13 protein-coding genes are annotated in these 25,204 nt (G+C 59.8%); 6 read left to right on the plus strand and 7 right to left on the minus strand.

All coding sequences use genetic code 11. The features are described from left to right. Positions 1-260: 260 nt before the first annotated feature. Positions 261-11,303, minus strand: coding sequence for a peroxidase family protein (locus MO767_RS11970; RefSeq protein WP_282480662.1), 11,043 nt, complete (start codon positions 11,301-11,303; stop codon positions 261-263). Between the two features lie 682 nt (positions 11,304-11,985). On the opposite strand from MO767_RS11970, the gene MO767_RS11975 reads away from it, so the two are divergent. The 4 genes from MO767_RS11975 to MO767_RS11990 all read left to right on the plus strand — a co-directional run bounded on the left by MO767_RS11975 (position 11,986) and on the right by MO767_RS11990 (position 17,255). Continuing rightward, positions 11,986-13,722, plus strand: coding sequence for a type I secretion system permease/ATPase (locus MO767_RS11975; protein WP_282480663.1), 1,737 nt, complete (start codon positions 11,986-11,988; stop codon positions 13,720-13,722). 6 nt (positions 13,723-13,728) lie between these two features. Next, a complete protein-coding gene (locus MO767_RS11980; RefSeq protein ID WP_282480664.1) occupies positions 13,729-15,069 on the plus strand; it encodes an HlyD family type I secretion periplasmic adaptor subunit in 1,341 nt (446 codons plus the stop codon). Position 15,070: 1 nt separating this feature from the next. Beyond that, entirely contained in the window at positions 15,071-16,399 is a 1,329-nt protein-coding gene (locus MO767_RS11985; RefSeq protein WP_282480665.1) for a TolC family outer membrane protein, read from the plus strand. A 484-nt stretch (positions 16,400-16,883) separates the two neighbouring features. Continuing rightward, positions 16,884-17,255 carry a hypothetical protein gene (locus tag MO767_RS11990; protein ID WP_349016919.1) on the plus strand — a complete coding sequence of 124 codons (372 nt, stop codon included), beginning with the start codon at positions 16,884-16,886 and terminating at the stop codon, positions 17,253-17,255. Between the two features lie 10 nt (positions 17,256-17,265). Here the strand turns inward: MO767_RS11990 and MO767_RS11995 are convergent, their stop codons facing one another. Next, positions 17,266-18,111: a nitrilase family protein gene (locus MO767_RS11995; RefSeq protein WP_282480666.1), complete on the minus strand. Its 846-nt coding sequence runs from the start codon at positions 18,109-18,111 to the stop codon at positions 17,266-17,268. Continuing rightward, a complete protein-coding gene (locus tag MO767_RS12000; RefSeq protein WP_282480667.1) occupies positions 18,108-19,607 on the minus strand; it encodes a cytosine permease in 1,500 nt (499 codons plus the stop codon). The genes MO767_RS11995 and MO767_RS12000 overlap by 4 nt, the downstream gene beginning before the upstream one ends. Positions 19,608-19,754: 147 nt before the next feature. On the opposite strand from MO767_RS12000, the gene MO767_RS12005 reads away from it, so the two are divergent. Beyond that, on the plus strand, positions 19,755-20,657 hold the full coding sequence (locus MO767_RS12005) for a LysR family transcriptional regulator (RefSeq protein WP_282480668.1): 903 nt from the start codon (positions 19,755-19,757) through the stop codon (positions 20,655-20,657). A gap of 30 nt (positions 20,658-20,687) precedes the next feature. Here the strand turns inward: MO767_RS12005 and MO767_RS12010 are convergent, their stop codons facing one another. Beyond that, complete coding sequence (locus MO767_RS12010; RefSeq protein WP_282480669.1) at positions 20,688-21,221, minus strand: cysteine hydrolase family protein; 534 nt, start codon at positions 21,219-21,221, stop codon at positions 20,688-20,690. A gap of 255 nt (positions 21,222-21,476) precedes the next feature. After that, on the minus strand, positions 21,477-23,204 hold the full coding sequence (ggt, locus tag MO767_RS12015; RefSeq protein WP_282480670.1) for a gamma-glutamyltransferase: 1,728 nt from the start codon (positions 23,202-23,204) through the stop codon (positions 21,477-21,479). 151 nt (positions 23,205-23,355) lie between these two features. Between ggt and MO767_RS12020 the strand changes: the two genes are divergently transcribed. Beyond that, positions 23,356-23,871 (plus strand): methylated-DNA--[protein]-cysteine S-methyltransferase, encoded by a 516-nt coding sequence (locus MO767_RS12020; RefSeq protein WP_282480671.1) that lies wholly within the window; start codon positions 23,356-23,358, stop codon positions 23,869-23,871. A 150-nt stretch (positions 23,872-24,021) separates the two neighbouring features. Here MO767_RS12020 and MO767_RS12025 read toward each other — a convergent pair whose 3' ends face one another. Further along, positions 24,022-24,615, minus strand: a complete 594-nt coding sequence (locus tag MO767_RS12025) for an NUDIX domain-containing protein (RefSeq protein ID WP_282480672.1) — start codon at positions 24,613-24,615, stop codon at positions 24,022-24,024. 60 nt (positions 24,616-24,675) lie between these two features. Beyond that, positions 24,676-25,113, minus strand: a complete 438-nt coding sequence (locus tag MO767_RS12030) for a hemerythrin domain-containing protein (protein ID WP_282480673.1) — start codon at positions 25,111-25,113, stop codon at positions 24,676-24,678. Positions 25,114-25,204 lie beyond the last annotated feature (91 nt).

Raw genomic sequence — 25,204 nt, forward strand, 5'->3', positions numbered from 1 at the left:
GACCGCATTTATCCAATTTGGATCGCTGCCTGCTGCTCTAGATCCAACGCCCGATACTTCCAGAGCGTTGACGGTCCTTCTTTTTCCACTTCCCAGTCAAATGTTGATCGAGCGTTTCCTACGCTCCGACATACCGACCTGCCAGGGTAGTTCACCCATTTTCAGCTCAACAAACAGCCAGTTTTTTAAAGAAAAAAAGGGAGGGCATCCATGCCCTCCCCTCCGCTTTTCACGCGTCTGCGACCGTACTGATCAGGACCTCAAGTGGCGAGAATGAAGTCTGCGGCAGTGACGGTTGTTGCATCGGCCACACCGACCAGGCGGATGGAGTCAGCTATTCCTGCGGAGCTGATCAAGGTATCCGCACCGACATCGGTGATGATGACGCTGGCGGCAAAGGTCGCAGCAGTGACGCCGAATGCGGAAATATCGAGCCGGTCCTGGCCTCCCACCGGGTTGGCATCGAAGCCGATGATCTGATCGGTCCCGAAGCCCGCTGCGAACATGAAGATATCGTTGCCACTGCTGGCAACCATTATGTCGTTGCCAGCACCGCCAGTGACCGTATCGTCGCCGGCACCGCCATCGATAAAGTCATTGCCGCTACCACCCAACAATGTGTCGTTACCGTCACCACCGAGCAGCGTGTCGTTGCCTGTTCCACCATTCAAGACATCCGCCCCATCACCGCCGTCGAGGCTGTCATCGCCAGTGCCGCCGTTGAGGGTATCCGTACCAATGCCACCGAACAGTTGGTCGTTACCGGCGTCGCCATTCAGTGTGTCGTTGCCGCCGTTGCCGGTGAGGATGTCGTTGCCGCCGCCACCATTGAGGGTGTCATTACCCACCCCGCCGGTGATGACGTTATTCAACCCGTTACCGTTGCCGACGAAGTTGCCGACTCCGGTGTAGGTCAGATTCTCGACATCAGTGCCCAGCGTGTAGCTGGCCAGCGAAGTCTGCACGGTGTCCGTACCGCCACCCGCCACCTCGACCACCACGTCCAAGGCTGCATCGACGACGTAGGTATCGTTGCCGGCTCCCCCCAACATCCGGTCAGCACCTGCACCGCCATTGAGGAAGTCGTTACCCACCCCGCCGGTGATGGTGTTGGCTAGCGCGTTACCGGTACCGGTGAAGTTACCGGTTCCTGTATAGGTCAGGTTCTCGACGTTGGCACCGAGCAGGTAGTTCGTCAGGCTGGTTTGCACCAGATCGGTACCACCACCCAGCGCCTCGGTGACAAGGTCACCGACGTTGTCGACCACAAACGTGTCATTGCCGGCACCGCCGCTCATGGCATCCGCGCCGAACCCACCGTTGAGGGTGTCGTTGCCGTCCTCGCCATTGAGGACGTCGTTGTCGTCTCCACCGTTGAGAATGTCGTTGCCAGTGCCGCCAAACAACTGGTCGATACCGGCGAGGCCATTCAGCGTATCGTTCCCGCCCAGGCCAGACAGCACATCGTTACCCGCGGTCCCGGTGAGGGTGTTCGCCAAAGCATTGCCCTGCAGTACCACGCCCTGTATCACAACCGCCGCCGTCGCCGCAGATGTCACCGACTCCAGCGTGCCGAAGCCATCGGTGTAGCGCACGATCACTCGCAGTTGCAGGTTGACCTGCGCCGCACCAGGGGTGAAGGTCGCAGCAGTCGCGCCGTTGATGTTAGTGAAGGACGCGCCGACACCTTGCTGCCACTGGAAGCTGAAGGTGCCCAGCCCATCCGGATCGGCAATCCCACCCGTCAGCGCGGTCAGCACCTGCCCTTGATCCGGTGTCGTATCACTGATCAGCAACACACCTGTCGGTGCATCGTTGACGTTGGCCACCGGCCCCAGGATGTTGGACGAAACGCTTTCGGCCGCACCGAAGTCATCCACGTAACCGACCACCACGCGCACTGCCTGGCCGACCTGAGCCTGGCCAAGCGCGAACGTGCTACTGGTAGCTCCGGCGATGTTGACGAAGCCAGACCCGTTGTTCGCCTGCCATTGGTAGGTGAACTGAGGATTGCTGAGGCCATCAACGTCGATGATGCTCGCCGGGTTAGCAGTCAACACCTGGTTCTGCACTGCAAGCCCGGTTACGCTCGGCCCTGCAGTCGGTGCATCGTTGACGTTATCCACCGGCCCCAGGATGTTGGACGAAACGCTTTCGGTCACACCGAAGTCATCCACGTAACCCATCACCACGCGCACTTCCTGGCCGACCTGAGCCTGGCCAAGCGCGAACGTGCTACCGGTAGCGCCGGCAATGTTGACGAAGCCAAGCCCGTCGTTCGCCTGCCACTGGTAGGTGAACTGCGGATTGCTCAGGCCATCGAGGTCGACGATGCTCGCCGGGTCAGCGGTCAACAGCTGGTTCTGCACGGCAAGCCCGGTAACGGTCGGCCCTTCGGTCGGTGTACTGTTCCCGGACGAGTCGACGATCTCCAGCGTGCCCTTGGCATCCTGGTACACCGCGCGAACGCGGATGTTCAGACCCGCCTCATCGGCCCCTACCCGGAAGGTGGTGCCAGTCGCCCGCGTTGCCTCGCCAGCGGCGACAAAGGTGATGTCTTCAAAGATGCCCGAGCCGGGAATGTTTTCGACCTGCCAGTAGTAAGCCACCGCACCAGTTACCGCACCGGTCGGGTTAGCCACGCTTTGGTTGTCCGCGTCGTGCACCCCCCGATCACTGACGCGCAGCAACTGGCCGGCGACAGGCGTTCCGTCACGCACACCGGTGGCAGCATCGAGGATTGCCAGATGACCCAATGGGTCGTTGTTTTGTGCGGTGCCCACTCCGGACGATTGCGCCACGTCAGCGAACTGCAGACGCTCGATGCCCGTCAGGTGATCGACGCCATCACGCCCCGCCACCGAGTCGGTCACTATGACTGTGTCCCCATCGATCTCGATGCCGTATTCACCCAAATTACCGGAGAACAACGCGGTGTCGAAGCTGTTATCGCCGGTCAGAATCTCCCGCACGATGACCAACTGGCCCGGGTTGTAAGTACCGTTCAGCATCAGCTGCACCATCGGCTCCATGCTGTCGAACGTGGCGATTTCCGGGCCAGTCCCATCAGCATTCGCCCGTACGCTGATGCGTACGTTCAGCCACTTGTCACCATCGATGATGTCGTCACCACCGCGACCTTCGATCAGGTCGCTACCGCTACCGCCGAGGATGATGTTGCCGCCATCGAAGAACGTCGCTCCGTCTGGCAGCAAATCAGCCAGGCCGTTGATCAGGTTGATGTTGGTCAGCACACTGCCGGTTGCACCCGCAGTAGGCAGCGAAGTGGCATCTTCGTTATCACCGCGCAGGAAGTCACCGTGCGATGAACCCGATAGACCTTCCATGATGTCGAAACGTACCAGCGCCGAAGCACCCGAACCTGGCATCGGTGGAACATCGAAAAAGCGGTCGGTGTAATCGATGGTCACGCCTTGGGCGAGCCCCTTGAAGGTCGCCCAGTCATAGCCGGAGCCGCCGATATAGCGGTCACCCAGGCCGAGACTGCCTACCATGATGTCGTCGCCGCCTTCGCCGTTGAACTTATCGTTCTCGTTACCGCCGATGAACACATCGTGGCCGATCACCGGGTCATTGCCAGCCGGGTCGAAGTTGTCGCCAGGTGCACCGTCCGAAGTGCCCTTCTCGATCCAGTCGTCGCCTTCGTTACCCATGTCCTGTTCGTTGGCTTTGCTGCCCAGGATGAAGTCGTTGCCCTGGCCACCAATGGCCTCGGAAGCGTCCTCACCGGTCACGATGAAGTCATTGCCGAACCCGCCAATGATCAGGTTGACGCCGTTGCCACCATGCAGCACGTCGTTGCCGTCGCCACCCTGGATGTTATCGTCGCCGCCGACATCAGTGATGATGTCGTCGCCGGCGCCACCGCGCAGTTGGTCGTTGCCGTAACCGCCGTCAATGCGATCGTTGCCGCCGTCACCCCAGACCGTGTCATCGCCCTCACTCGAAACGAGGATGTCTGCGCCGTTGGTACCGCCCAGCACGATGTGCTCTTCACCCGAGTACCGGATGTAGTTGGTGTCCGGCCCCGCGGTCAGCGGGTTGTCGCGGAACACCACCTGCTCGCCGTTCTCGCCAAGCGGATCGGCGTTGCCCAGGCCATCGTTGTACTGCTTGGTCTGATCCCTTTCCAGATAGAACCCAGGGTCCGAGAACACCAGGCCCGGCAAGTGCGTGGCCGAAGTGTTGGCCATGATCAGCTTGGCGAACGAGTTGCTTTCCAGTTCGGCGTTCATCGACAGGCCAGCGGTACGCTCCAGGTAGTAGAAGCGGTCACCGTCCTGCAGTTTTTCCAGCTGGTTCTCGAACACGAAGTTGAAGGTCGAGCCGAGCATGCCGCCGAACGGCGTTTTCTCTTCGGCCAGGCCGCCGATCCAGAGGTCGATGGCATCGACGCCCGTGATCGTCACTCCCTTCAGATCGTCGGCAGTCCCCAGCGCCCCATCCTTGCCGGCCTGCGTTACGTTGGCCCAGGTATTGCTGCCGTTGAGGAAGTCCAGGCGGTCAGCCGGCGCATCAGCACCACCAAATACCAGCGCCATGGCGGCAGCGCGTTTGCCTTCCAGTGTGGTCGCCTCCGTGATCGTGTCATGCGTGCCATAGGCCGCGATGAAGTTGATCAACGACTCCGGATGTTTGAGGTGCTGCACCAGGTCGACCCAGCTGGTGTACGGCTTGAGTTGGGTATCACCGGTTTGGCTGTAGATGTCGCGGCGGACCGCATTGAGCGAAGGAATCCCCACGTCGCGGCCACGGGCGATGTTCAGCGCTGGCAGGTCGAGCGGCAGGCCGAGCAGGTTGTTGCGCAGCGCCTCGGTGACGAACTCGTCGATTTCGTTACCGGCTTGCCGAGTCATCCCACGCACGATCGCACTGGTCGCATCTTCGGGCGTCACGCCACTGGCGGCATACGCCAACGGGTTGAGGAACGCCGCGATCAGGCCGAGTTGCTGATCAGGATCAGCGCTGTTCGGATCGCCGATCACGTTGAAGTCGACGTCGAAGCGATCGACGGTCTCGGTCAGCATCGAGTGGCCAAACCGGTACACGGTATGGGCGAACTCGGCGACGATCGAGGCATCGAGGTCAACGTCATAGACCTGGGTCGGTGCGAAGAACAGGTCGACCCTGGGCTGGATAGTCCTGGCAAACTCCTCGAACACCAAGTGCTGATACTGCATCTCGGTGCCGAACTTGGCAGCCTGGAACAAGCGCTCGCCATTCCACACCAGCGCATCGATCTCAGCCTGGTTGGCTGGCAACCCGCTCACCGGAGTGAGCAACCACTCGTTGAGGAAGGCCACGTCACCCGAATCGAGCACGGTGTCCTTGGTCTGCGCGACCAGCCGATTGTGCTCAGAGTGGAAGATCGCATGCACCGCGGTCAGGCCAATGTTCTCGTTGACCCGGCCGTCGCCAGCGATGTAGTGCGCATCCAACAGTTCGTTGTCGTAGGCCAGATTGGCCCCAGTTTGCGGATTAAACGGCACTGCGTTGCCAATGTCGGTATCCGCGTCAGGCACGAGTACACCACTGCTGAACACCGGCGCTGCATTGTGGGCGATGTCGGCGAGGAACTGGTGACCGGTGCGCACAGCATTGGTCAGGCTAATGGGAGAAAGTGGATTGCCTTCGACAAGCACGTCATCAGCGGTGCCACCAAGACCGTCAGCCCCCTTCATCACGACCATCGGGAAGCCATTCGGCCCCTTGATGAAATTGCCATAGGCGTCAGTCGCCAACAGCGGGCCGTTTTCGACGTCGGCATCGGTAAGGTGGATCCCCAGAATGTCGTTGGCCTGCGCCTTGACCACCTTCCAGGTCGCCATACCGCCGATTTCGCTGTCGTCCGCGGTACCATATTTGCCATCCGCCCCCAGGTCACGGTTAGTGATCAGCCTGCCGGTTGCGATCGGGCCGTTGTCGGTCAGCTCATAACCGCGCAGGAAAACCTGGTGCGACGGGTGAGAGCTGTAGGTCTGGTTTTGGTCCACGAAAGGCGAGGTGGTGTTGGTGTGTTCATGAATGTCGTCGGCCGTGCCAAGAACGCCATCCGCCCCTGGCTGGTTGGTCGCGCGGGTCAGCACCATGAAGTTAGTGTGGCCGCCTGGCACATACAGCGGATCATCCGGTTGCAGCGGGATGAAGATGGTGCCCGAACCGCCTTTGGTCACCAGGTCCAGACCGTGGTCGAAGAACTGCCCGAAGAAGGTCATCCAGGCGTTGAACGGCGCGGACAACCCCGCATCCGCCGCGGTGTTCTCGAACAGATACACATCGTGGTCGTCGGCAGTACCGAACTGACCATCCATGCCGGGGCTGGCGACTATCCGTACGCCATCCTTGAGCACGTCGTCGTTATCCACCGTGCCGAAGTTGAGCACACCGTCCGCGCCCACGTCGTAAGCCGTGGCATAGGCCGCCGGGTTGTTCGACGTCTGGTCGACGATCAGATTACTGATGGTGCGCGGCTGCGAGTCAAACACATAGCCGCTGTTCTGCTGGTAAGACGATCCCGGGATGGCTGGCGAGCCGGGGCCAAAGAAGCCGGCAGGTGCACCTTCCGCCGGATTGAAGACCGGATCGGTCAAACGCGGGAAGGTGTTATCCGCGGCACCAAACTCGGTGTTGTTAATGCCGTTGAGGTTCATCAGATTGTTGTTCGAGCCATCGACCGCACGCAGGCCCAACGGCGCGCGGATATTCGGGATCAGCGAGAGGATGTCCTGACCGGCCGCGTCTGCCTCGGCAATCTTGATCTGATCAAGAATGAAGTTGAGGTCGGAGCGGACCATGTGAAGGCCCTCGCCACCCGCAGTGGCATCGACTACCGGTGCCTGCACCGTCGGCACAACCGGCGCGCCGGGAACCACCACGGCCGTCGGCTGCGAGAACACTATTTCAGTCGTGCCATGACCATCCAGGTAGATCGCCTTGACCCGCAGTGACAGCCCGGCAAGGTCCGGGGAGACCTTGAACGAGGTGCCGTCGGCACTTTGGAACGCCAGGTCACCTGCAGGCAGCAGGATGATGTCTTCGAACACGCCACTGCCAGGCGTGGATTCGAACTGCCAGTAGTAGGACACTGAGGTGTTGTTGACAGTACCCTGCAGGTTACCCAGCCCGATGTTGTTGGCATCGCGCACACCGGCCATGCTCACCGTCAGTGTGTCGCCCACGGTGATCGCGCCGCCGTTTCCGTCCGTGACGGTCGGCCTGCCCACCGGTTGTGCGTTCAGCCCCGTCACCAGCACTTGCTGGGTATCGGCGAATTGCAGGCGTTCGATATGCAGCAAGGTATCGGTGCCGTCACGACCCACTTCGGTATCGGTCACCGTCCAGACATCGTCCGCCACATTGGCCGTACCGCGGGTGTCACGCGTCACCACATACTCGGACTGAAGCCCGGAGTAAATGGCGGTGTCGAAGGCCGCCCCGCCCGTCGAGGTGCCGGGCATGATTTCCCGTACAGCCTTGAGCTGACCCGGGTTATACGTGCCGTCCAGCATGAACGGAATCATATCGACCATGCTGTCGAAGGTGGCGATCTCGGGGCCGGTATGGTTGGTGTCACCGGGGGCATACACTGCAATTCTGACGTTGATCCATTTGTCGCCGTCGATCAGATCATCGCCACCGCGACCCTCGATCAGGTCACTGCCATTGCCACCGAGAATGATGTTGCCCGTGGCAAAACCGGTGGTCGGCAAACCGGCATCGGCCAGAAACTGCTCCAGTCCGCGGATCAACGCCACATTGGTCAGTGCACCGCCCGTGGCACCACCGTGGTTGATGATCGTGACCGCATCAACATCATCGCCTTTGAGCACATCGGCGAACTTCGAACCGGACAAGCCTTCGACCTCGGCAAAACGGTCGAGAATCGAGGCCGGCGAGGCACCGACCGGATTGAACACCCCGGTGTTCTGGTTTGGCGCGTTGCCGTGTGGCTGAGCCAGCGCGGCCAAGGACAGGTCGACGGTCACGCCGACCCTGTCATTCTTGTAGGTCACCCAGTCGAAACCGGACATGCCGTCCATCTTGTCCTGGGCATCGCTGCCGACAAAGATGTCATCGCCACCCTCGCCGATCATTTCGTCGAAGCCACCACCACCGACAAAGATGTCGTTGCCGATCGTATCGTCAGTGAGCAACGGCGCGGCGTTATCGCCAGGTGCACCGTCCTGGGTGCCTTTCTCGATCCAGTCATCACCTTCGTTGCCGGTAGGTGGCAGGTTGGTCTTGGCGCCGAGGATGAAATCGTCACCCTGACCGCCGAAGGTGGTGGTGATGTCTTCGGTGGTGACGATGAAGTCCTGGCCGTCGCCCCCCAGGATCAGGTTGCCTGCAACCAGCATGCTACCGGCCACGATCACATCGTTGCCGGCATTACCTTCCAGACGGTTGTCGCCGAACGAGTCGGTGATGATGTCATCGCCCGCACCGCCCAGTACCGCATCGTTGCCGGCACCGCCTTCGAGGCGATCGTTACCGCCGTCGCCGTAAACAGTGTCATCGCCGTCACCGGAGATGATGATGTCATTTCCGGCGGTACCGCCTAGGACAACATGGTCTTCACCGGTGTATTGCAGATAATTACTGTCCGCTCCCACGGTGTTGGGGTTGTCGCGGATCACCAGCGGCACGATTTCCACTCCGTTGATCATGAGGCCGCCCGTCGGATCGGCGCTGCCGTCCGCGCCAAGGTTAGTGAACTGATTGGCCTGATTCACTTCGAGGCTGAACGTCGGCGTCAGGAACACGGTGTTCGACAGGTGGGTGACATCGCTGTTGAGCATGATCAGCTTGGCAAAGGAGTTGTTCTCCAACTCGGTGCCGAAGTTCAGGCCCGCGGTACGCGACAGGTAGTAGAAGCGGTCGCCGTTCTGCAACGCCTCCAGCTGGGTTTCAAACACGAAGTTGAACGTCGAGCCGAGCATGCCGCCGAACGGCATTTTCTCCTCGGCGAGGCCACCGACCCAGAAGTCGATGTCGTCGAGGCCCGTGATCGTCACACCCGTCACGTCGTCGGCAGTACCCGGCAGCCCATCCTTGCCGGCCAGCGTTACGTTGGCAAAGGCACCGGTGCTGTTAAGGAAGTCCAGGCGGTCAGCCGGTGAACCAGCACCGCCGAATACCAGCGCCAAGGCTGCAGCGCGTTTGTCTGCCAGGGTGGTCGCCGCCGTAATCGTGTCATGCGTGCCATAGGCAGCGATGAAGTTGACCAGCGACTCGGGGTGCTTGAGGTGGTCCGCAAAGTCAGTCCAACTGATGTACGACTTGAGTTGGCTGTCGCCGGTTGATGCGTACATCTCACGGCGCGCTTCATTCAACGTGGGGATGCCAGTGTCGCGACCGCGCGCCAGGTTCAGGGCCGGCAAATCGAGCGGCAGACCGAGCAGATTGTTGCGCAACGCTTCGGTGACGAACTCGTCGATCTCATTGCCTAGCTGACGGGTCACACCGCGAATGATCGCCCCTGCCGCTTCGTCCGCAGTAGCCCCGCTGCCGGCAAACGCCAGCGGGTTGAGGAAGGCCGCGATCAGCCCCATTTGCGAGTCCGGGTTATTCGGGTCAGTGAGGAGCGGATTGAATTCGGGGTCGAAGCGATCGACGGTCTCGGTCAACATCGAGTGACCGAAGCGGTACACCACGTGGGCGAACTCGGCGAGGATTGCCGGGTTGATCGAGGTGTCATACCCGTTGGGGGCAAGGAATCCGTCGATCTGCGGCTGAACGGTCCGCGCGAACTCCTCGAACACCAGGTGCTGGTACTGCATCTCGGTGCCGAACTTGGCGGCCTGGAACAGGCGTTCGCCGTCCCACACCAACGCCGCGATTCCAGCGGGTGTAGTCGGTATGGCGGCCACGTCGTCCACCAGCCACTCATTGAGGAAGGCCAGATCGCCGGCGGCAAGGAGGGTGTCCTTGGTTTGCTGGACCAGGCGGTTGTGCTCGGAGTGGAACACATGGTGCACAGTGGTCAGGCCGATGTTCTCGTTCACCCGGCCGTCGCCGGCAATGTAGTGAGCGTCGAGCAGTTCGTTGTCGTAGGTCAGGTTGTTGCCGCCCGCACCAACCGGCTGAGCATTGCCAATATCAGTGTCAGCATCCGCCTGCAGAACCCCGCCGACGACTACCGGCGCGGCATTGTGGGCGATGTCGTCGAGGAAGCCATGCCCGGCGCTCACGGCGCTGGCCAGGCTGATCGGAGCATCCCGATTGCCTTCGACCAGTTGAGTGACGTCATCCGCTGTCCCGGCGATCCCGTCAGCACCGTTGCTGACGCGCATCACCACCTGCGGCATGCCGCTCGCCCCCCGGATGAAGTTGCCATACGCATCCGTTGCCAGCAGCGGCACGTTGTGCACATCAGCGTCGGTCAGGTTGATGCCGAGAATGTCACGGGCCTGGGCCTTGACCACTGCCCAGGTCGCCATGCCGCCATTTTCGCCGTCGCCATCATCGGCAGTGCCGAACTTGCCGTCGGCGCCGAGATCGCGGTTGGTAATCAAGCGCCCCGTTGCAACAGGGTCACCTGCCGCGTTGAGGACATACTCGCGCAGGAACACCTGATGCGAGGGGTGCGAGCTGTAAGTTTGGCTTTGGTCCACGAACGGCGAGGTGGTGTTGGGCTGGCCATCATCGGCAGTGCCGAGTATTCCGTCCGCGCCGGGGGTATGCACTGCACGTGGCAGCACCATGAAGTTGGTCGGGCTGCCCGGTACGAACAACGGATCGTCCGGCTGCAACGGAATAAAAACGAAGTCGGTACTGCTCTTGGTGACCAGGTCGAGGCCGTGGTCGAAGAACTGGCCGAAGAAGGTCATCCACGAGTTGAAGCCGGCGGTCAGACCGGCGTCCGCCGACACGTTGGGGATGAAGAACACTTCCTTGTCGTCGGCCGTGCCGAACACGCCATCCAGACCGGGGCTGATCACCGGGTCTGCACCGCCATTCGCCGCTACTGCGGCCGGGTTATTGGCGGTCTGGTCGACAATCAGGTTACTGATAATCCGTGGCTGCGGGTCGACCACCGTCCCTGACGCGGCATACGCCGCTCGATACTGGGCATCAAGCAGGCGCAGGAAGGAATTGTCCGCGGCGCCAAACTCGCTTTGCCCGGCGACCAGATTGTTGTAGCTGCCATCGACGGTACGCAGGCCGAATGGCACTTGGCTGTTAGGTAGCAAATCACTGAGGCTGGCGCCGTCGGCATGCGCTTCTGCGATGAAGATTTGCTTGAGGATGAACTCCAGGTCCGACTTGTTGAAATTGGCCATTTTGATTGCCCTCGATCTCTTTGGGGAAAGGACACGGGACGATAAGAATCCTCCCGCGCCCAGTCCGGTGCTGGCTTGCGCAGTGTGTTGGTTCTTTTTTTTTTGGCGATCGCTGGCGCGGGATGGCAAAGCCGTTACACGGCTCCCCGGGATGCACGCCTGGAATTCGCGAAAGAATGGCTCGCTCGGCGATTAGGCAGAGCGAACCCGAGCCTTGGGTGGGCCATGGAAACTTGAAGTAACGGCGAACTTCCTGAACAGCCCCTTCACTCCGCAGTAGAACGAAATCATCGACATGGTGTGCTCCATCGGGAAAATCATCACACCTTGCGTTGCCAAAAAGTTGACAGGCTTCAGGCGAGCGGCTCCCTCAATGACTGAGACTAAAGTCGCACAGCGAAAAATTGTCAATTTTACGACATGCAAAACAGACGACTGGCGATTGACCTCACAACTATCTGTTTTTAAAAGACTTATAGATAGTTCATTGCAGCATTAGAGCGAAATGTTATTTCAGATTGTTTCGACGCCACCTACGTTGCTGGCTATGGAAGCAACGCAGAGATTTGCAGGAGATCCGCCCTAGAGCGACCACCCTGCGTATCGACAAACTGCCTGCGGACTACATCTGTTAGCTGTTGCGCCGCAAGGGCTAACGGCTTTTCGAAGAGGGGTCACCCAAATGCACAAACAATCGAGCACTCGATCAGAACTGGCTGACGCGCTTTTTCGACTTCGCCGCAGTTTTTACTCGCTGGCAGGGTTCAGCGGCGTCATCAACGTCATGATGTTGACGCCAGCTATTTATATGCTGCAGGTCTATGATCGGGCCTTGGTCAGTCGCAACGTCACAACGTTGACGATGTTGACCATTCTGGTGATAGGCCTGTTCTTGCTGATGGCCACGCTGGAAATGTTCCGCACCCGCGTGCTCATCCGGGTCGGTAACTGCCTCGACATGGACCTCAATCGACGCATTTTCACCGCGGCATTCGAGCGCAACCTGAGCCGCGCCGGAGGTAATCCGGCCCAGGCCCTGCAGGATCTCGCGCAGGTGCGTCAGTTCCTCACCGGCAATGGCCTGTTCGCTTTCTTTGATGCGCCATGGACGCCGATCTACCTGCTGGTCGCCTATCTGATCCACCCGCTGCTCGGACTGGTCACGCTGATCGGCTCGCTGATTCTGGTGGGCCTGGCTTATCTCACCGAGAAGGCGACGCAAAAGCCGCTGGCCGAAGCCAATCAGGCCGCCCTCTCCTCCGCCAGCTACGCCAACAACAACCTGCGCAACGCCGAAGTCATCGAGGCCATGGGCATGCTGCCGTCGATCGGCAAGCGCTGGTACCAAAGCCATTTGCGCATACTGGAAATGCAGACCCTGGCCTCCGACCGTGCCGCCCTGATCAGCAGCACCGGGCGCTTCGTGCGTATCACTTTGCAGTCGCTGATCCTCGGCGCCGGCGCGCTGCTGGCGATCGAAGGCAAGATCACCCCCGGGATGATGATTGCTTGCTCGATCCTCACCGGCCGCGCGCTGGGCCCGGTGGAACAAGTCATCGCGTCGTGGAAGCAGCTGCTTGGCTGCCGTTCGGCTTGGGGCCGGTTGAACGAGATGCTGAACGACTATCCGCAACGGCCACCGAGCATGTCACTGCAGCGGCCGCTGGGCATGCTGGCGGTGGAAAATGTGTATGCCGGCGCCCCCGGCACCGGCAACACGATTCTGCGCGGGGTGAGCTTCAACCTTTCCCCCGGCGAAAGCCTTGGCATTATTGGTCCATCCGCCTCGGGCAAATCCACCCTCGCCCGCCTGTTGGTCGGCGTCTGGCCGGCACAGGCCGGCAAGGTGCGCCTGGACGGCGCAGACATATTCACCTGGAACAAGGGCGAACTTGGCCCCTGGCTCGGTTACCTGCCACAGGACGTGGAGCTGTTCGAGGGCACCATCGCCGACAACATTGCGCGCTTTGGCGAAGTGGACAGCGACGCGGTCATCAGCGCCGCCAGGACGACTGGAGTGCACGAGATGATCCTGCGTCTTGCGCAGGGTTATGAGACCCGTCTGGGCACCGATGGCAGTCCGCTTTCCGGTGGCCAGAAGCAACGCATCGCCTTAGCCCGCGCGCTGTATGGAGAACCCAATCTGATTGTGCTGGACGAGCCGAACGCCAACCTCGACGACGTCGGTGAAAAGGCCTTGGTCGATGCGCTGGCCCAACTCAAAAGCCGCGGTGCCACCGTCATTCTGATTTCCCACCGTCCCAATGTGCTCTGCGCCGTCGATAAGGTGCTGATGCTGCGTGACGGCGGTGTGCAGATGCTCGGCACTCGCGACGAAGTATTCGCAGCGCTGCGCAAGGCCAGTGTGATGCCTGCAGGCGCGTCAACTCCGCTGGCCTCCGTCAAAGCACGGGAGTAACCGATCATGCAAATGAGCCAACACACCGACATGATTCTCGCCGATCCCAGGAACGTGGTGGATCTGGACGTCGGCAAACCCGTGCGCTGGGGCATGTTGCTGATGCTCGCCGGCTTCGGCGGCTTCCTCCTGTGGTCCTGGCTGGCGCCGCTGGATGCCGGCGTGGTAGCGACAGGCACGGTAAAAGTCACCAGCAATCGCAAAGCTGTGCAGCATCTGAGCGGCGGTACCGTGGAGGCCATTCTTGTTCGCGAAGGCGATACAGTGAAAAAGGGCCAGGAAGTGGTCCGCCTCGACTCGCTGCGTGCCGCTGCCGAACAGGGTGCGGTCAGCGCTCAGTACATCGTCAGCAAGACTGTGGAAAACCGCCTGGAAGCGGAACGTGACGGCCGCGATGTGGTGAACTACGATCCCGAATTGCTCAAGCGCTTCGGCAATGACTACCGCCTGGTGGCCGCCATGGATCTGCAACAACGCCTGCTGGACACACGGCGTGCCGGCCTCGCTGGTGAAATCAGCATCCTGCAGGAAAACCTCGCGGCGTCGGCGGTGCAGCTCAAGGGTCTGCAGCAGGTCTATGGCGCCCGTGCCTCGCAGATCAACTTCCTCGACCAGGAACTGAAAGGCACCCGCGTGCTGGCGGCCGAAGGCTATGTGCCGCGCAACCGTCTGCTTGAGCTGGAACGCAGCAATGCCGACCTCTCCGCCGGCCAGGCCGAAAACCTCAACAACATCGCTCGCGTGCGTAGCCAGACCACCGAAATCAAGCTGCGCATCCTGCAGCGCCAGCACGATTACCTGAAGGAAGTCGAATCGCAGCTCACCGACACCGCCAAGGAAAACACCACCTTGGCCGACCGCTTGCGTGCGCTGGACTATGAAGTGACCCACACGGTGATTCGATCGCCCATCGATGGCATGGTCCAGTCCCTGAGCATCGCTACCATCGGCGGGATCATTCAGCCCGGCTTCAAGATCATGGAAATCGTTCCGGACAACGAACCGCTGCAAGTCGACGCGATGATCCCCGTGCAGGCCATCGACAAGATGGTCCCCGGCCTGGCCGTGGACATCGCCTTCCCGGCCTTCAACCATGCCCGGACGCCCAACATACCCGGCCGCGTGAAGACCGTCTCTGCCGACCGTCTGCTCGACGAGGAAAGCAAGCAACCGTTTTATCTGGCTCAGGTGGAAGTTACGCCCGATGGCATGAGCCTTCTTGGCAGCAATCACATTCGTCCCGGTATGCCCGCCAGCGTCACCATCAAGACGGGCGAGCGCAACATGATGAGCTACCTTCTCAAACCAATGCTTGAGCGTGTTGACAGCTCCTTCAAGGAACAATGAAATGGACCGTCATTGCCTGTTCTTCTGCCTGCTGGCGCTGTCCCTTCCGGCCAGCGCCATGGACCTCAAACAAGCCTGGGATCTGTTGCAGTACCAAGGCCCCGTCTATCGCGCCGCCGTGCATGAAAAGGAGGCCGGTGTGGAAAACCGCGCCATCGGCATGGCCGGCCTGCTACCGCAAATCAATGCCTCGGCCTACGACAACAAGGTCAATGGCACCCAGCGTCAGAGCGGCATCGAAAGGGATCTCGACTACGACTCCAAGGGCGCTAACGTGCGCCTGCGCCAGCCGCTGTTCAACAAACAGAAGATGGCCGAGTACCGCCAAGGCAAGCAGCGTGCCGACTACAGCGTCGCGGTGTTCGATGCCAAGAGTCAGGACGCCGCAGTGCGCCTGGCTGAAAGCTATTTCGACGTGCTCCTGGCCAGCGAAACCATCACCCTTGCCAAGTCCAAGCTGAGCGCCTTCGACGAGCAACTCGCCTCGGCGAAACGGCGCATGGAGTTGGGGGCCGGCACCGTCACCGACATCGACGAGTCGGCCGCTCGCCGCGACCTCGCCGCGGTTGAGCTGATCGAAGCGCAGGACAACCTGGTCAACGCGCGCCGCAAGCTTGAGGAATTCATCGGTGAAACCCCCGAATCGCTGACCACCTTGCGTCCGAGCTTCGATACGCCACCGCTGCTACCGAGCAACCTGCAAGACTGGTTGGTCAAAGCCCAGGCCGACAGCCCGCTGATCCATGCGCGCCGGCATAGCAGCGACCTCGCCGAAGAAGAAGTAAAGCGCGCCAGGGCCGGCCACTGGCCAACACTGGATTTCGTTGCCGGTTACACCGCGGGCGAGAGCCAATCAATCTCCGAGCTGAATCAACGCAACCGATACGCCTCAATCGGGCTGGAAGTAAACTTTCCGTTGTACAACGGTGGCGGCACCAGCGCGTTGACACGCCAGGCCAGTGCCAATAGCTATAAGGCGCTGGACGAACTCGACGCCACGCGCCAGGAAGTCATCACCGGCACCACCCGCGAGTATCGTGGCGTAGAGAGCGGCGCCCAACGTATTCACGCGCTGGAGCGGGCAGTGGAGTCCAACGAACGCTCACTGACTTCGACACGCAAGGGCTTCAAAGAAGGCGGCACCAGCACCAACTCGGACGTCCTCAATGCCGAAGAGCTGCTCTTCGTTGCGCGCCACGATCTGTTCGAGGCCAAGCTGCGCTACTTGATGTCGCGCCTGCGCCTGGCCTCTTCGGTGGGCAGTCTGGGCGACGACGATATCGACCACATCAACGACTACCTCGGCCCGGAACTGTTGGTCGCCAACTGAACGTCAACTGCGCGGCAATTTTTTAAAGGTGGTCGGCAAAACCCAGGCACGCAACAGCGTTCCTTCGCCCACCTTCGACACGGCTTGGCGCACGTCGTCGATACTCAATAGGGCGCCACCGTTGTCCAGTCACGTTCGTTTAAAAACTGCCGGGGGCAGATGAGCAGGAATGGGCAGAAAGAGCGGCCCTCCCCCCGATTTCGGAGCGAACTCCCCCACTAATGGGTGCTGTTCCCCAGCAATATTCGCGTCTCGATTAGCACAAAATTTCAGCCTCTGACCAATGTTTGCTGGACCTTCAGGTCATTGCACATGTTTTGTCACAATCCTTGCAATGTAATGACCGAGTGAGCTTCTCCCGTTCATGAACGTTGGAAACGTCGAGGAGCTGTACCTATATCCATTGGCTTGTTGCATGAAGTAACCCTGTCAACTCAATGGAAGTGCTGCAGTCATCCTCTGCAACCGTCTTGGGGAAACGCTAATGAACCACCCCACCTGCAAACACGCGCCCTGGCCGGGTGAATTACTGGCAGCCTTTGCCCACAACCTGATCTACCTGGTGATCAGACCTTTCGTTCGCCGTTTTTTATGCTTTCTAGCCTGCCGGCTTACGGTAACGCCGGTGGCGGCCGACGAACCTCAGGGCAATGACGATCAGGGTAATGATAAGTGGCTGGAGCCGGCACGCTCCAAGCTCATGCATGTGAATGGCGGGATGCCGTTCTTTGCGCATCGGGCCAATACCCCCGGCAACCTGGTTTTGAATGTAAAAGACTTCGACAATGCCCAGGTATGCGTGTGCCGTCTATTTACGCCTTACGGGGAAGAGGGGCATTCGGACGCCTATCGATAGAGGCCCTGCATTACTCAACCAAACTACTCAACCCATACAACTGCGACCGCCGATCCCGATGCAAATCATTCCGTGCACTTATTCGCTTATTCCGCGCCTCAGCAAGATTCAGCGTCGCCAACAAAATCTGCTCGCCACCCTGCTCCGCCGGCCCTGCTACAGGGTAGCCATCGGCATCGACGATCACCGAGCCTTGCACCCAACTGACCCCACGTTCATGACCATGCCGATCACAGGCGGCGATGAACATTCGGTTGACCGAGGCGTTGGCCTGGACTCGCACAACTTCGGCCGCACGCTCGGTTTGCGGCCGTGGCCCATCGGGCCAATTGACCGGTGCGCAGAGCAGGTCCGCACCGGCCAGCGCCGGGAGTCGCACCCACTCGGGGAATTCCAGGTCGTAGCAAATCAGCATGCCGATCCGTCCATGAACGGTTTCTACAACCGGCGGCGCGTCGTTTCCGGCGCTGAAAATTTCGTTCTCGCCATCCCAGAGGTGCGCCTTGCGGTACACGGCGCGCAGGCCTTGGGCATCGATCATTGCCGCACTGTTGGCCAGTTCATCGCCGGCTAACCGCTCGCAGAATCCCCCCACCACGACGATGTTCAATTCCCGGGCCAGCGCCGTCCACAGAAGCAAGGTCGGCCCTTCGACGGTTTCCGCCAGGGACAGGGCTTCGCTGTGGTCGGCAAACAAGTAGCCGCTCTGGACCAGCTCAGGTAGCACCACCACCTGGGCGCCCTGGTAAGCGGCCGAACGAATCGCCCGTTCGGTCAGCTTCCGGTTGTAAGCGAGGTCGCCTATTTTCGGCGCCAGCTGGCAGCAGGCGACCACGGTACTTTTGGTGCTGTTCAACGCCCCTCCTCCACAGACTGATGAGCCATGGAAACAATGTCGCTCTCAGTAATCGAATCGATAATCCGGCGTTCGTACTCAAGGTCTATCGAACGGCTGAGCAGGTAATACGTCAGGCCCGAAACCACCAGGCCAACCAGCCAGGCGATATCCACGCCTTCCAGCATCCGCGCCAGCGGCCCGACAAACACCTCTTTGCCGGCCGCCGCATCAAAGATGTAGAAGAACGGCACCATAGCGGCGAAGCCAGTCAGATAAGAGACGATGCCGCGAAATTGCCAGGCGCCGTAAATGCCCTTCGGCGTGAAGAAATGCGGGATCGCGTAGCGGCCTTTGCGCACGAAAAAGTAGTCCACCAGATTGACCGCGGTCCACGGCACGAGGAAGTACAGGAGCAGCACGAGGAAGGTGTTCAACAGGGCGATGCCATCGCCTTTGATCGACAGCACACAGGTCAACAGAATGACGCTGATCACGGAGATCGACATCACTCGGGCTCGAGGTGTCGGTGTGATTTTCTTGATCGAATCCACCCCCGTCAGCAACGTCAGCATGGCGCTGTAGGTGTTGAGCGCGATGATCGGCAGAAAGCCCGCCACCGAGACAATCACCAACACATTACCCAGGCCTGGGATCATCGACGAACCGACCTGATTCAGCGCCACCAGCGCATCCGCCGCTTTCAACTGCTGCGCAAGCCAGGCCCCGAGGCCGATCATCCAGCCGCCCGACAGCGACGCGCCGATGAATACGGCGGCGATCAGTTTTGGTCGACTGGTGTTTTTCGGCAGGTAACGGGAATAGTCAGAGACATAAGGCGCATAGGAAATGTTGTAGCTCGCGCCAATGGCAAACAGTGTGGCGAATGCAATCCAGCTGAAACCCAGGTCGGTCGCCGGGGTGACGCCTTCCTGGCCTGCGCCGAACATCAAGGCGATGGTGACCAGCGCATACAGCGGCAACGTGGCCAACAACGCCCACTTGAAGGCTTTGTGCATCAGGTCGTGGCCGTAGATCGACAGCAGCGCGCCAATCAGCACCACCGCAATGGCGACGATGGTCGGGTCGATGCCAAACACGTGTTCGAGGCCGTTCATGATCAGCGAGATGTTCACCACGTTGAAGCCGACGAACACAAACATCGTCGCCATCAAGGCCAGGATCACCCCGCGATAACCAAACTGCGCACGCGACTGGATCATTTGTGGAAGGCCCATTTCCGGACCTTGCGAGCCATGAAACGCCATGAATATGGTGCCGAACATGATGCCCAGAGCTCCGGCCAACATCGTCCACAGCGCCGACAAGCCAAGGCTTGGGCCGACAAAACCGATGGAGATGGTGAAGAAGTGGAAGTTGCCTAGAAACCAGAAAGGGCCCTGGCTACTGAGTTTGGCGTGACGTTCGTTTTCCGGAATGTAATCGATCGAGTGGCCTTCGATGGCCAATCCGCTGCTCGCTTCGATGGCGTGCGCAGATTGAGGGGACCCTGACATATGAGTGTTCCTATGCTGGTAATTGTTGTTTTTATGGGCAAGGCGCCGATTTCATTGCAATGTAGGGCGTTGCTCAGGGCTGTAAAATATCGCAGGCACACTGTTTACATAGATCCACGTCTATGTGAGTGAATATCGGGGGCACGCATGCTGGGAACTGTATCGGAGCTGGATCTGCGTTTGATCCGGGTATTTCTGACCGTCGTTGAGGCGGGCGGGATCTCGGCCGCGCAAACGGCGCTCAATACCACTCAACCCACCATCAGTGCGCAATTGGCGACGCTGGAAGCGCGGGTGGGGTTTCGTCTTTGCGAACGCGGGCGCGGCGGATTTTCGGTGACACCCAAAGGCAGCCAGTTTGTCGAGGCGGCCCGTCGATTACTGGCGGCTGCCGAGGGGTTCCGGGTTGAAGTCCAGCACATCAATCGCAAGGTGTCAGGCAATATCAACATCGGCCTGCTCGGTCAAATCGATCCGGTTGCCAACAAGAAAATCGCCTTGGCCATTGCGCGATTACGGTCCCGGCATGAGGGGCTGTATTTCCACTTCACAGAGTTGTCGTCATCGCTGCTGGAAGAGAAAATCATCAACGGCCATATCGATCTGGCGATCGGCTATTTCTGGCACCGCCTGCCCAACATTGATTACTTTGCGTTGTTCCAGGAAACCCAGATCGCCTACTGCGCCCCTACTCATCCGCTGTTTGAGCAAGTGGGCGAACTGACCCGGGATGACGTCAGCGATTACGATTGGGTATGGCCAAGCCATCCTTTGCCGGAAATGCCGGCGCCCACCTCGATAGAACGCCTGACGGTGCTCACGGACAGCATGGACGGCGCTGCCCTGCTCATTCTGTCGGGCCAGCATTTGGGGTTTCTGCCGCAGCACTATGCGGCGAAGCATGAACAACTGGGGCAGTTGCATCCGCTGAATCCTCAGCTTTTGCGCTATGAGGTCGGCTTTCATGCGGCGGTTCGGCATTCGGCGCGTCAGCGGGATTTGGTCAGTGCTTTACTGACTGAGTTGATCGACATTTTCGGGGCCGTGTAAGCGTCAAACCGAGCAAACCCCTCACCCGTTTCAGATCCGGATTTCGCTGGTCGGCATAACGTCGATCCGCGCCACTGGCCCCGTCAAGTGCGCCAGTTCTGCGTTGTGCTCGGTGATGATGTCTTCGGCGGCGAGGTTGCCGTTGTCGACGGTGGAGTGCGCGTCGGCGGCGAGCACCACGTCATAGCCCAGCTTCAGGGCCTGGCGGACGGTGGCGTTGACGCAATAGTCGGTTTGCAACCCGCAGATGATCAGGCGGTCGGTGCCAAAATCTTGCAATTGGGCTTGCAAGTGGGTCTGGTAGAAGGAGTCTCGAGTGGTTTTTCGCACGCGAAGGTCTTGCGGCGAAGTCTTCAGGCTTTCGGCCAGTTGCCAGCCTTCGGAACCGTGTTGCATCTGGTCGCCCTTTTCTTCGTGCTGGATGAGGATGACCGGGATGCCTGCTTCACGAGCCTTGGCACTGAGGTCGTTGATGTTCTCGATAACGCGCTTGATCTCAAAACATTCGTACTCGCCAGTGCACAGTGCGCGCTGGACGTCGATGATCAGCAGTGCAGTAGCCATGAGTTCCCGTCCTTGATGGGTCGGTGAATCGGCAACGGATTTAGAATCCGTTCCCCTTTTAACTTGTAGCAGCTGGCGGAGCCTGCGAGGCTGCGTTCGAGCGCGGAGCGGTCGTAATCCAGCAAATGTGGTCTTCCTGAATGAACGCGGTCAACCATTTACGACTGCTACGCAGTCGAACGCAGCCTCGCAGGCTCGACAGCTGCTACGGGATCGGGGGCCACCCTCAAGAATCTGGATGGCCTCAGATCTGCCTCAATAACCGAGCGACAACCCAGTGTTACGACGTGGATCGTTCGCCCCATAGAAGCGGTTTTTGCCGACCGGTTTGCCTTCCAGCGACGGTGCGCCTACCAGAATCGCCGCCACATGGTTGGCGTCCTGTGGTCCGGCGAACTTATGCCCCCAACTTTCGAGCATCTTCACCGTATCGGGACTGGTAGTGAAGGTCTCAAGGTTGGTCTCTTCCGGCAACCACTGCTGGTGGAAACGCGGTGCATCGACCGCTTCCTGGATGTTCATCCCGTAGTCGATCACGTTGAGCATGGTCAGCAAGGTCGCGGTGATGATGCGACTGCCGCCGGGGGTGCCGACGACCATCACCACTTTGCCGTCCTTGGTGACAATGGTCGGGCTCATGGACGACAGCGGTGCCTTGCCGGGCGCGATGGCGTTGGCCTCCCCTTGCACCAGACCGTACATGTTCGGCACGCCGATCTTCGAGGTAAAGTCATCCATTTCGTCGTTGAGAATGACCCCGGTTTTGCTGGCCATCACGCCGGCGCCGAACCAGTCGTTCAAGGTGTAGGTCACCGAGACCGCGTTGCCCCATTTATCGACGATGGAGTAGTGGGTGGTGTTGCTGCCTTCATGTGGCGCTACGCCGGGTTTGAGCTCGCGGGACACACCGGCCTTTTGCGGGTCGATGGCGGTACGGATTTTGGTGGCGTAGTTTTTATCCAGCAGATGGTCGATCGGGTTCTTCACGAAATCCGGGTCGCCCAGGTAGCTGTTGCGGTCCACATAAGCGTGGCGCATCGCTTCGATCTGGTAGTGCATGCCCTGGGCCGAGTGATAGCCCAGGTCTTTCATCGGATAGCCTTCGAGAATGTTCATGATCTCGCAAATCACCACGCCGCCGGAACTGGGCGGCGGTGCCGAGACCACATGGTAGCCACGGTAATCGCATTCAATCGGGGCCAGTTCGCGGGTCTTGTATTTGTCGAGGTCTGCCTGAGTGATGATGCCTTTGTTGGCCTGGCTGGCGGTGACGATGGCATCGGCCACCCAGCCCTTATAGAAACCGTCGGCCCCCTTCTCGGAGATTTCCCGCAGGGTCTTGCCGAGGTCTTTTTGCACCAGTTTCTGACCGACTTGCATCGGCTCACCGTTGCTCAGGAAGATCGCACCGGAATCCTTGATGTCTTTCTTGAACACGTCAGTGGCGTATTCCAGCAATTCGACATCGCCCTGCTCCAGCACAAAACCGTCTTCGGCGAGCTTGATGGCCGGGGCGATGACGTCCTTGCGGTGTTTGGTGCCGTATTTCTTCAGCGCCAGTTCCATGCCCGACACCGTGCCCGGCACGCCAACGGCCAAGTGACCACGGGTGCTCAGGTCTGGGACGACGTTGCCCTCCTTGTCGAGGTACATGTCGGCGGTGGCGGCCAGCGGTGCTTTTTCGCGGAAGTCGAGGAAGGTCTTGCGCCCGTCCGCCAACTGAATGGTCATGAAACCGCCGCCGCCCAGGTTGCCGGCCGCGGGATAAACCACCGCCAGCGCATAACCGACCGCTACCGCGGCATCGACGGCGTTGCCGCCGTTCTTGAGCACATCGACGCCCACGTGACTGGCCAGATGCTGGGCAGTGACGACCATGCCGTTTTCGGCCGCGACCGGCGCCACGGAGGCCGCGTAAGCACTGAGGCAGCTGAGCGCCAATGAGGTCGCAATCAGCGATTTGGCAAAAGGTTCGAACTTCATGAGTCGGTCTCTTTTTGTTTTTAGGCTCTGTAAAAAAAACAGAGGGAAGGCTTCAAGAGCAGAGGCAAGTATGGCTGGGATTGCGCATTGCGCCTCCCCGTCGAGGCAGTATGCTTGGCCAATGCTCAGCACTTTCACGGAGTCCACCGGCATGAGTTACACCTTCATCACCCTCGCATCGAAGGTGGGCGAGTTGAAGCTGGTCGCGAACGACTCACGACTGGCGGCCATCCTCTGGGAAAACGACAAACCCGACCGGGTGCGGCTTGGGCCGATGCGCGAGGCGCCGGATAATCCGATCCTGATGCGCACCGCTCAGCAGCTGCGGGAATACTTTGCGGGCACGCGCAGTCGTTTCGACCTGGAACTGGAATTTACCGGGACGGAATTTCAGAAGAAGGTCTGGGCGGCGTTGCTGACCATTCCGTTTGGCGAGACCCGCAGCTATAGCGAGATAGCCCGGCAGATCGGCAATCCCAGTGCGGTGAGGGCGGTGGGTGCGGCGAATGGCAAGAACCCGATTTCGATTGTTGCGCCGTGTCATCGGGTGATTGGCGCTTCGGGGAAACTCACCGGGTTTGCCGGGGGGCTTGAGGCGAAGGAGCAACTGCTGATGCTGGAAGGATGCGAATGGTCAGGAGCTGGCAGGACGGGCGATTTGTTCTGATCAGCCGTTACGCGACCAGTAGCAGCTCGTCCGACTGCGCAGCAGTCGCAAACTCAGGCGCCACGGTTTATCCGGAACAGCGCAGTGAATGGTTTTACGACTGCTTCGCAGTCGGACGCAGCCTCGCAGGCTCGACAGCGGCTACATTGATTAGCCCGCGACGAAGATGTTTTTCATCGCCGCATACTGCAGCAACATGATGGTCTTCGCATCGCAGATCTCTCCGCGATAAAACGCATCAAGTGCGTCGTCGAATTTCCATTCCAGCACTTCCAGTTCCTCGGTCTCCTCCTCCAGTCCGCCGCCATCGCTGACCTTGGAAGCGGCATCGTACTCAGCGATGAAGAAGTGCAGCTTTTCGGTCACCGAGCCGGGGCTCATGTAGGCCTCAAACACCTTGTGCACATGGTGCACGCGATAACCGGTTTCTTCCTCGGCTTCTTCGCGGATGCGCTCTTCAGGTGCCGCACCTTCGAGCAGCCCCGCCGCCACTTCGATCAGCAACCCATCGTGGCCATTGACGAACACCGGCAATCGGAATTGTCGGGTCAGCACGACAGTTTTCTTTTCACGGTTGAACAGCAGAATCGCCGCGCCGTTGCCACGGTCGTAGACCTCGCGGGTCTGGCGTTGCCATTCGCCGTTGTTGCGCTGGTAATCGAAGGTGATTTTCTTGAGCAGGTACCAGTCGTGGGACAACACCTGAGACTCGATGAGGTTGACCCGCTCGGCTGTGTTCGACATGACAACGCATCCCATTTTCGTCAGAAGGCGCCCATGTTAGGCGAAAACGAAAGCCTGGCGCTAAGAAAGCTGAGCCTTGTATTCCTTCTCATACTGACCCGCCAGCGTCTCTTTCTGTTTGTCGTCGAGTAGCTTGCCGGCCATCTGGAAGAACTTCTGCTCTTCCTCTTCCAGGTGGTGATTGACCTTCTCGGCGAGCTTCTTCGCGGTCGCCAGCCAGGCCGGGCTGGACATCTCGGTCTCGTCCAGTTCCTCCATCATTTCGTCCATCTCGTGATGTTCTGAAATGGCATGGCGGCTGAGGTCGACGCCGTTATCGAACTCCATCAGCGGGATGTAGAAATACCGCTCTTCAGCGGTTTCGTGGGCTTGAAGTTCGGACTTTAGCTGCTTGTAAGCCTCGACCCGCTCGGGGGTGTCGCCGCTGGTCTGGATCAGCGCATCGGCGTAAGTGCGTTGGCGGTCGTGGCTTTCGCGCAAGGCTTCGAAAATATTCACGGATTGTCCTCATAGGCCGCATTCAGGAATGACGCTGTTTAGACTAGACATCTGCGCGATGACGACGGTTCCGCCCGAGGAGCTGGAACAA

Origin of the sequence: Pseudomonas sp. UYIF39, assembly GCF_029963765.1 — a bacterium.
In the GTDB taxonomy this organism is placed as follows: Bacteria; Pseudomonadota; Gammaproteobacteria; order Pseudomonadales; family Pseudomonadaceae; genus Aquipseudomonas.

Bases quoted from the DNA above. Each gene is read 5' to 3' on its own strand.
- MO767_RS11970 (WP_282480662.1), bottom strand. From the start codon at position 11,303: ATGGCCAATTTCAACAAGTCGGACCTGGAGTTCATCCTCAAGCAAATC.
- MO767_RS11975 (WP_282480663.1), top strand. From the start codon at position 11,986: ATGCACAAACAATCGAGCACTCGATCAGAACTGGCTGACGCGCTTTTT.
- MO767_RS11980 (WP_282480664.1), top strand. From the start codon at position 13,729: ATGCAAATGAGCCAACACACCGACATGATTCTCGCCGATCCCAGGAAC.
- MO767_RS11985 (WP_282480665.1), top strand. From the start codon at position 15,071: ATGGACCGTCATTGCCTGTTCTTCTGCCTGCTGGCGCTGTCCCTTCCG.
- MO767_RS11990 (WP_349016919.1), top strand. From the start codon at position 16,884: ATGAACCACCCCACCTGCAAACACGCGCCCTGGCCGGGTGAATTACTG.
- MO767_RS12000 (WP_282480667.1), bottom strand. From the start codon at position 19,607: ATGTCAGGGTCCCCTCAATCTGCGCACGCCATCGAAGCGAGCAGCGGA.
- MO767_RS12005 (WP_282480668.1), top strand. From the start codon at position 19,755: ATGCTGGGAACTGTATCGGAGCTGGATCTGCGTTTGATCCGGGTATTT.
- MO767_RS12010 (WP_282480669.1), bottom strand. From the start codon at position 21,221: ATGGCTACTGCACTGCTGATCATCGACGTCCAGCGCGCACTGTGCACT.
- ggt (WP_282480670.1), bottom strand. From the start codon at position 23,204: ATGAAGTTCGAACCTTTTGCCAAATCGCTGATTGCGACCTCATTGGCG.
- MO767_RS12020 (WP_282480671.1), top strand. From the start codon at position 23,356: ATGAGTTACACCTTCATCACCCTCGCATCGAAGGTGGGCGAGTTGAAG.
- MO767_RS12025 (WP_282480672.1), bottom strand. From the start codon at position 24,615: ATGTCGAACACAGCCGAGCGGGTCAACCTCATCGAGTCTCAGGTGTTG.